Here is a 5305-nt window from a genome sequence, read left to right on the forward strand (position 1 = left end):
TGCCTGTGATACGCCCACCGGCGGCGTAGTGATCGGAGACGCCTGAGCTCTTCCGGGCGGCCCATTTCGTAATGAACAGGCTGAAGATGACAAACACGAAAAACATAGCTATTGCGCTAGGATTCGAGGCTTGATGCAACGATCCTGCGGAGCCAGGCGAGGTGGACGCCGCCTGCGCGTTGGGCAACGTGGTCAAGCACGTGGCCAATAGCCAAAGGACACGCCGAAAGTTCATGACCGGTCTCCTGCCTTAATGACAGCCACGTTCGCATCACCCACTGTGTTTGCTCGACGCACATACACTCCAACTAGCAAAAATGCGAGCGCCAATATCCCGTAGCAGACGGGTATTCCCCAAGTAGTAGACCGGCCGGATCCGATGGGTGTCCCGAGCCAATCCGGTTTGAACGCGACGGTCGAGACGAACCCGAAGTAGGCGATCAGCATCGCTGACGTTAGCGACCAGCTAAGCCGCCTTCGTTCGCGAACCAACCTGCGAAATTTTTCGTCGTGAACAACGTCTCTTCGTCCCAGCCCGGCTAGCCTAGTGGGGCCCGGGTCCGCGGCTGCAGCAGGCGCAGCAATTGACATGTCGTCTCCTCCATTAATTTATTTTCAACACTACTTGCGGTCAGTGATTCAACACGCCGGCAGTGCCCCGACCCGTACGACGCGCGCACGACGAGGAGAGCCGAGCAACCGGTCCCTTTAGCCCTCAAAGGAGCAGTTGCAAATGTCTACGGCTCTCGACGAGGTGCAGCTCGCGCATGTAGCATGTTCCCGCGAACCGCGCATTGACCGGTGCACTGAGCCGATAAGGCCTAGGCAACTAAACGCGACCTGGCTAGAAGCCACACCGAGCGTCAGCGTCGTTCGGTTCGTTCGGGCGCTTGAAGTGTATTCGTTTTCCCGCGCCGCCGCGTCTTGCTGGCTAGGCATAGCTTATATGTCTGAAACGAATACCCTCGAGAAAGGGAGGTGCGCCTGACAGCTGTCGTGGGAATGCAGCATCGCGTACCAGAGCGCGTGCGCTGGATCCTTCGGCCTACAGGTCACACCTGACTCAGGTTTCAGTGCGCCTGACAAGCTACGGCCACATAGGCCTGACGGTCATCGATTTGGAGGCATGCCCCCGTTCGACAGCGGGGAGTGCCGTGAAGATGTAGGTTCGACGTAACACAAGTGTAGGAGAGTCCAGGGGACTGGTTCGTTACACGTGCCGCACTGCGCGGCGGCACCGGCTGGAGCGACGTACAACGTTGTTGCCGCGCGCTGTGCAGTCGCCGACGACTGACCCGTGGACCTATGCGCATGGGTAATAAGAGATATTCCCGCCCGAGCCGTATCGCCACCGCGGTGGACCTTCTAACATTGTCAGCCAGTTACCCGCGAAAACCGCGCGGCGGGCGGCGCCGTCTTCCCTCGAGCGTGCATACGAGGGCATCCCGGACGCCCAGGGCTCGCGTTCGGGCCGAAAGCAGCGACAAAACGTAGCGCGGCGTGGATTTGGTAGGCGGCGATTTGGGGCTAGCGCGTCGGAGGTGCGGGTTCTGACTTCGTAGCAGCATTGAAGCATCGAACGTCACTACACAAGACTACGGACGAGATACAGCGGCGGTTCCATATGTAGGCAAAACTACCCTTCGGCGCCGGCTACGGATCGCCTAGCTGCAGCCGTCACCGTGGCGAACTCACTGCGGCCAAATTGATAAGGAAAAATCGTGCGTCTTCTGCATACAATGTTGCGAGTCGGTAATCTTGACAACTCGATTGAGTTCTATACGCATGTGTTGGGAATGAAGGTCTTGCGCCGTCAAGAACACCCTGGCGGTGGTTTTACCCTGGCGTTCGTGGGTTATCAAGCCGAAGACGAAGGGACTGTTATTGAGCTCACTCACAATTGGGACACTAGTTCCTATGACATCGGGAATGGGTACGGGCATATCGCGGTAGAGGTCGAGGATGCCTATGCCGCGTGTGTGGCTGTGAAGGAGCGTGGAGGCGTTATCACTAGGGAAGCGGGTCCGATGAAGCACGGTACAACGATCATTGCTTTTGCTCAGGATCCCGACGGCTACAAGGTCGAACTGATTCAAAGGAAAGAGGATAAATAACCCGATGTGAGCAGGGACACCGCGCTCGATGGTGCGACGCCCGTCGCCATGTGCCCCCTCGAAGACACGTATGCCGTATCACTGAAACCGTCCGGATAGTCTCCGCAGGATTCGCTTCGAGTAGAACCTGCGGCACGGAGGGATTTTTTTGCGCCAGCTTCTAGTTGCGAAGCGCTCGCAGGTTAGAGTAACGCCCCCGCTTGGGGCAACTCCCAAAGCGGTCTCATGCTGAGCGGGAATATGAGTTATTCCGTGCGAGAGACTGGTACGGACAGGACGCGGGCGCGAGACTATTCAAAAGTCGCCAAAGACTGCGGTGGACGGCGAAACACAGCCCCTTGTATCGCGTTGCCCGCCGTGCAAGTGAGGCGCGGCGCCGGTCGGCGCGTAGAACAAGGCGATTCCAGGAGACAACCATGACCCAACCGACACCCCGAACCAAGATAGCGATCCTCGATGACTACCAGAACGTCGCGCTGACGATGGCCGATTGGTCACCGCTGCACGGTTTGGCAGACATCACCGTCTTTGATGACCACATTGATGATCCTGACGCGCTGGTGGCTCGTCTGCGGCCGTTCAATGTGCTTTGCGTGATGCGAGAGCGCACGCCGTTGCCGCGAGGAATCGTGGAAAGGTTACCCAACCTCAGACTGATCGCTTCAACCGGACCCGGGAATGCATCCATCGACGAGGATGCGGCAGGGCAACTTGGTATTCAAGTTCGCCATACGGGTTACGAGTCGACGCCAACGATTGAGTTCACCTGGGCCCTGATTTTCGCGATGGTGCGCAACATTCCGCAGGAAAGACAGTCGGTGGCCAACGGCGGTTGGCAACTGTCGGTCGGTGAGGAACTTTCCGGGAAAACGCTTGGGTTGCTTGGTCTCGGCCGTGTCGGTTCGGCGGTCGCCAGGATCGCAGCGGCGTTTGGAATGAAAGTCATTGCTTGGAGCCAGAATTTGACGGCCGAACACGCCGCTGAGGTGGGTGCTCAGTTGGTCGGAAAGGATGAGCTCTTTTCTTCATCAGATATTCTGTCCGTTCACGTTCGGCTCAGCGAGCGGACTCACCATTTGGTTGGCGCGACAGAGCTTGCAAAAATGAGACCGACAGGCCGGCTGGTCAACACGTCCCGCGGCCAAATTATCGATACGGCCGCGCTACTCGAAGCTCTCAAAGCGGGGAAAATTGCGGGCGCAGCGCTCGACGTGTTCGACGCCGAGCCGCTGGCTAATCCGCACCCGTTTCGGGATTTACCAAACGTGCTTGCAACTCCGCACGTAGGCTATGTTTCGAAGGAACTGTATCGAACCTTCTACGGCGACACCGTGCGAAACATCGTCGATTGGCTGCGGTCGGCGGCCGTTGCTAACGGCGCGCTTAGCGTCACGCTATGAGGGCTCTTTTGCGAACCGGCAGCCGCCGTGCCTGTGGCGCGTTGTCACTTCGTGGGGTTACCCAGGTGGCAGAGAACGGCGCATGGGTTTTACCTGTTCAGCTGAACAGCAATTTGCCATCCTTTCGACGTCTAGTTACAGGAGTACACCAATGAAACGAATGACAGTTGACGTGGACGGCCTGCCGGCCAGCTATCTCACGGCAGGAGAAGGTGGGGCCGCGCTCCTGCTGCTCCATGGCACCTACTGGAGCCGCGTTTGGCAGCCGGTGCTGGAAGACCTCGCGGCTGCCGGGCTCCGGCCGATCGCGGTAGATCTACCAGGGCTCGGTCGATCCGGCGGCGAACTGACGCTGGAGCACGCATCGGTTCCCGCATTGGCGGACTGGGTAGTCCGGTTTGCTAGCGCACTCGGTCTGAATGGTCCGGTCGGTGTCGCGGGACATGACATCGGTGGTGCGATTGCACAGCATCTGCTAGTGGGCAAGAAAATCACTGTGAGCAAGCTTGCCCTGGTAAACGCCGCCACTTTTGAGTCATGGCCCGTACCCGGTGTCGCGCGCTTTCGGGACCCGGCTGTCGCCGCCACCGTTACGCCGGAGGACGTCGTCGCTGCTAGGCGGATCTCAATCAGCAAGGCCCTAGCTGGTGCTGCGACGGAGGAGATGATCGTAGAATATCTGGACCCGTGGACTGATCCGCGAGTCGCCCGTTCGTGGGTGGCCCTCGCCGGCGCGGCGGACAATCGCTATACGATGGATCTGGTCCCCGCTTTGCGAGCGTCTGAAACGCCGATAACGCTTGTGTGGGGCGAGATCGACCCCTTTCAAGTGATTGAGTTCGCAGAGCATTTTGTTAAGGAGATTCCACGCTCTACTCTGGTTCGGATCCAGACCGGCGGCCACATTCCGATGGAAAACGACGCGGCAGGCGTAGCTGGTGCGCTGGCTAATTTCTTCGCATAGAAGTAGTAGTACATAGAAGAGGAGCGCGGAGGACCCGATGTTAGTAGGCGATCTTCGATCCACATCCCAGCGCAAGAAAAGGCCGGCTGCTCCATAGAGCTGCGTCGACGCTCAGGGCGTGACATCTGGATTCGACAGATACAGTATCCTGCAGCGGATTGAACTCGGAGGCTGCTTGATAGAAATGTCGACCTAGTGTCCAGAGTCAGAAATTCGTAGACAAAATCGCCTGATGCTGGCGAGGATGTCACCGGCTGACTTCGTCCACACGAAAGGGTTGGGGTTGGCGTTGTTCAGGTCAAGGTATTGGCGGATGGCTTGCTCAAGTTGTCGGGTTGAGCGATGCGTGCCGCGGCGGATGTATTGTTCGGTGATGATTGCAAACCAGCGTTCCACCTGATTGATCCATGAGGCGGAGGTCGGTGTGAAATGAACGTGGAAGCGCGGATGGCGAGCAAACCAAGCCTTAGTCGACGGCGTCTTGTGCGTGCCGTAGTTGTCCATGACGAGATGCACATCGAGCTCGGGCGGCACGTTGGCTTCGATCGTGCGTAGAAACTGCAGGAACTCACTGCTGCGATGTCTGCGATGCAATTCACCGATAACTTTCCCTGTGGCGATGTCCAGCGCGGCGAACAACGTTGTCGTGCCATGGCGCATGTAGTCGTGCGTACGTCGCTCGGGGATACGTCGCGCCAGCGGCAGAATGGGCTGCGTGCGGTCCAATACCTGGGCGGTTTCAAGTCCCAAGTGCAACACCCCGTCAGTGAATTGAAGTTGGGGGATGAGAAACTTGTTTGAGCATACGAGCGAACACCTCGAGTGGG

General features: G+C 58.3%; 5 protein-coding genes. 3 read left to right on the forward strand and 2 right to left on the reverse strand.

Features of this window, described 5'->3' with window-relative positions:
- Positions 1-231 precede the first annotated feature (231 nt).
- A complete protein-coding gene (locus ACYP5B_RS24960) occupies positions 232-591 on the reverse strand; it encodes a DUF485 domain-containing protein (RefSeq protein ID WP_459571452.1) in 360 nt (119 codons plus the stop codon).
- Positions 592-1721: 1130 nt separating this feature from the next.
- Here ACYP5B_RS24960 and gloA point away from each other — a divergent pair.
- The 3 genes from gloA (at position 1722) to ACYP5B_RS24975 (ending at position 4478) form a co-directional block, all read left to right on the forward strand.
- Positions 1722-2114 (forward strand): lactoylglutathione lyase, encoded by a 393-nt coding sequence (gene gloA, locus ACYP5B_RS24965; RefSeq protein ID WP_459571453.1) that lies wholly within the window; start codon positions 1722-1724, stop codon positions 2112-2114.
- A 416-nt stretch (positions 2115-2530) separates the two neighbouring features.
- Positions 2531-3514 carry a D-2-hydroxyacid dehydrogenase family protein gene (locus ACYP5B_RS24970; protein WP_459571454.1) on the forward strand — a complete coding sequence of 328 codons (984 nt, stop codon included), beginning with the start codon at positions 2531-2533 and terminating at the stop codon, positions 3512-3514.
- A gap of 151 nt (positions 3515-3665) precedes the next feature.
- Positions 3666-4478, forward strand: coding sequence for an alpha/beta fold hydrolase (locus ACYP5B_RS24975; RefSeq protein WP_459571455.1), 813 nt, complete (start codon positions 3666-3668; stop codon positions 4476-4478).
- A 192-nt stretch (positions 4479-4670) separates the two neighbouring features.
- Here ACYP5B_RS24975 and ACYP5B_RS24980 read toward each other — a convergent pair.
- A partial coding sequence (locus ACYP5B_RS24980; RefSeq protein ID WP_459571456.1) for an IS630 family transposase occupies positions 4671-5305 on the reverse strand: 635 nt, incomplete at its 5' end.

This window comes from Cupriavidus sp. 8B (genome assembly GCF_054589115.1).

Excerpts from the sequence above, each read along its gene's own strand:
- ACYP5B_RS24970 (WP_459571454.1), top strand. The coding sequence starts at position 2,531 with ATGACCCAACCGACACCCCGAACCAAGATAGCGATCCTCGATGACTAC.
- ACYP5B_RS24975 (WP_459571455.1), top strand. The coding sequence starts at position 3,666 with ATGAAACGAATGACAGTTGACGTGGACGGCCTGCCGGCCAGCTATCTC.
- ACYP5B_RS24960 (WP_459571452.1), bottom strand. The coding sequence starts at position 591 with ATGTCAATTGCTGCGCCTGCTGCAGCCGCGGACCCGGGCCCCACTAGG.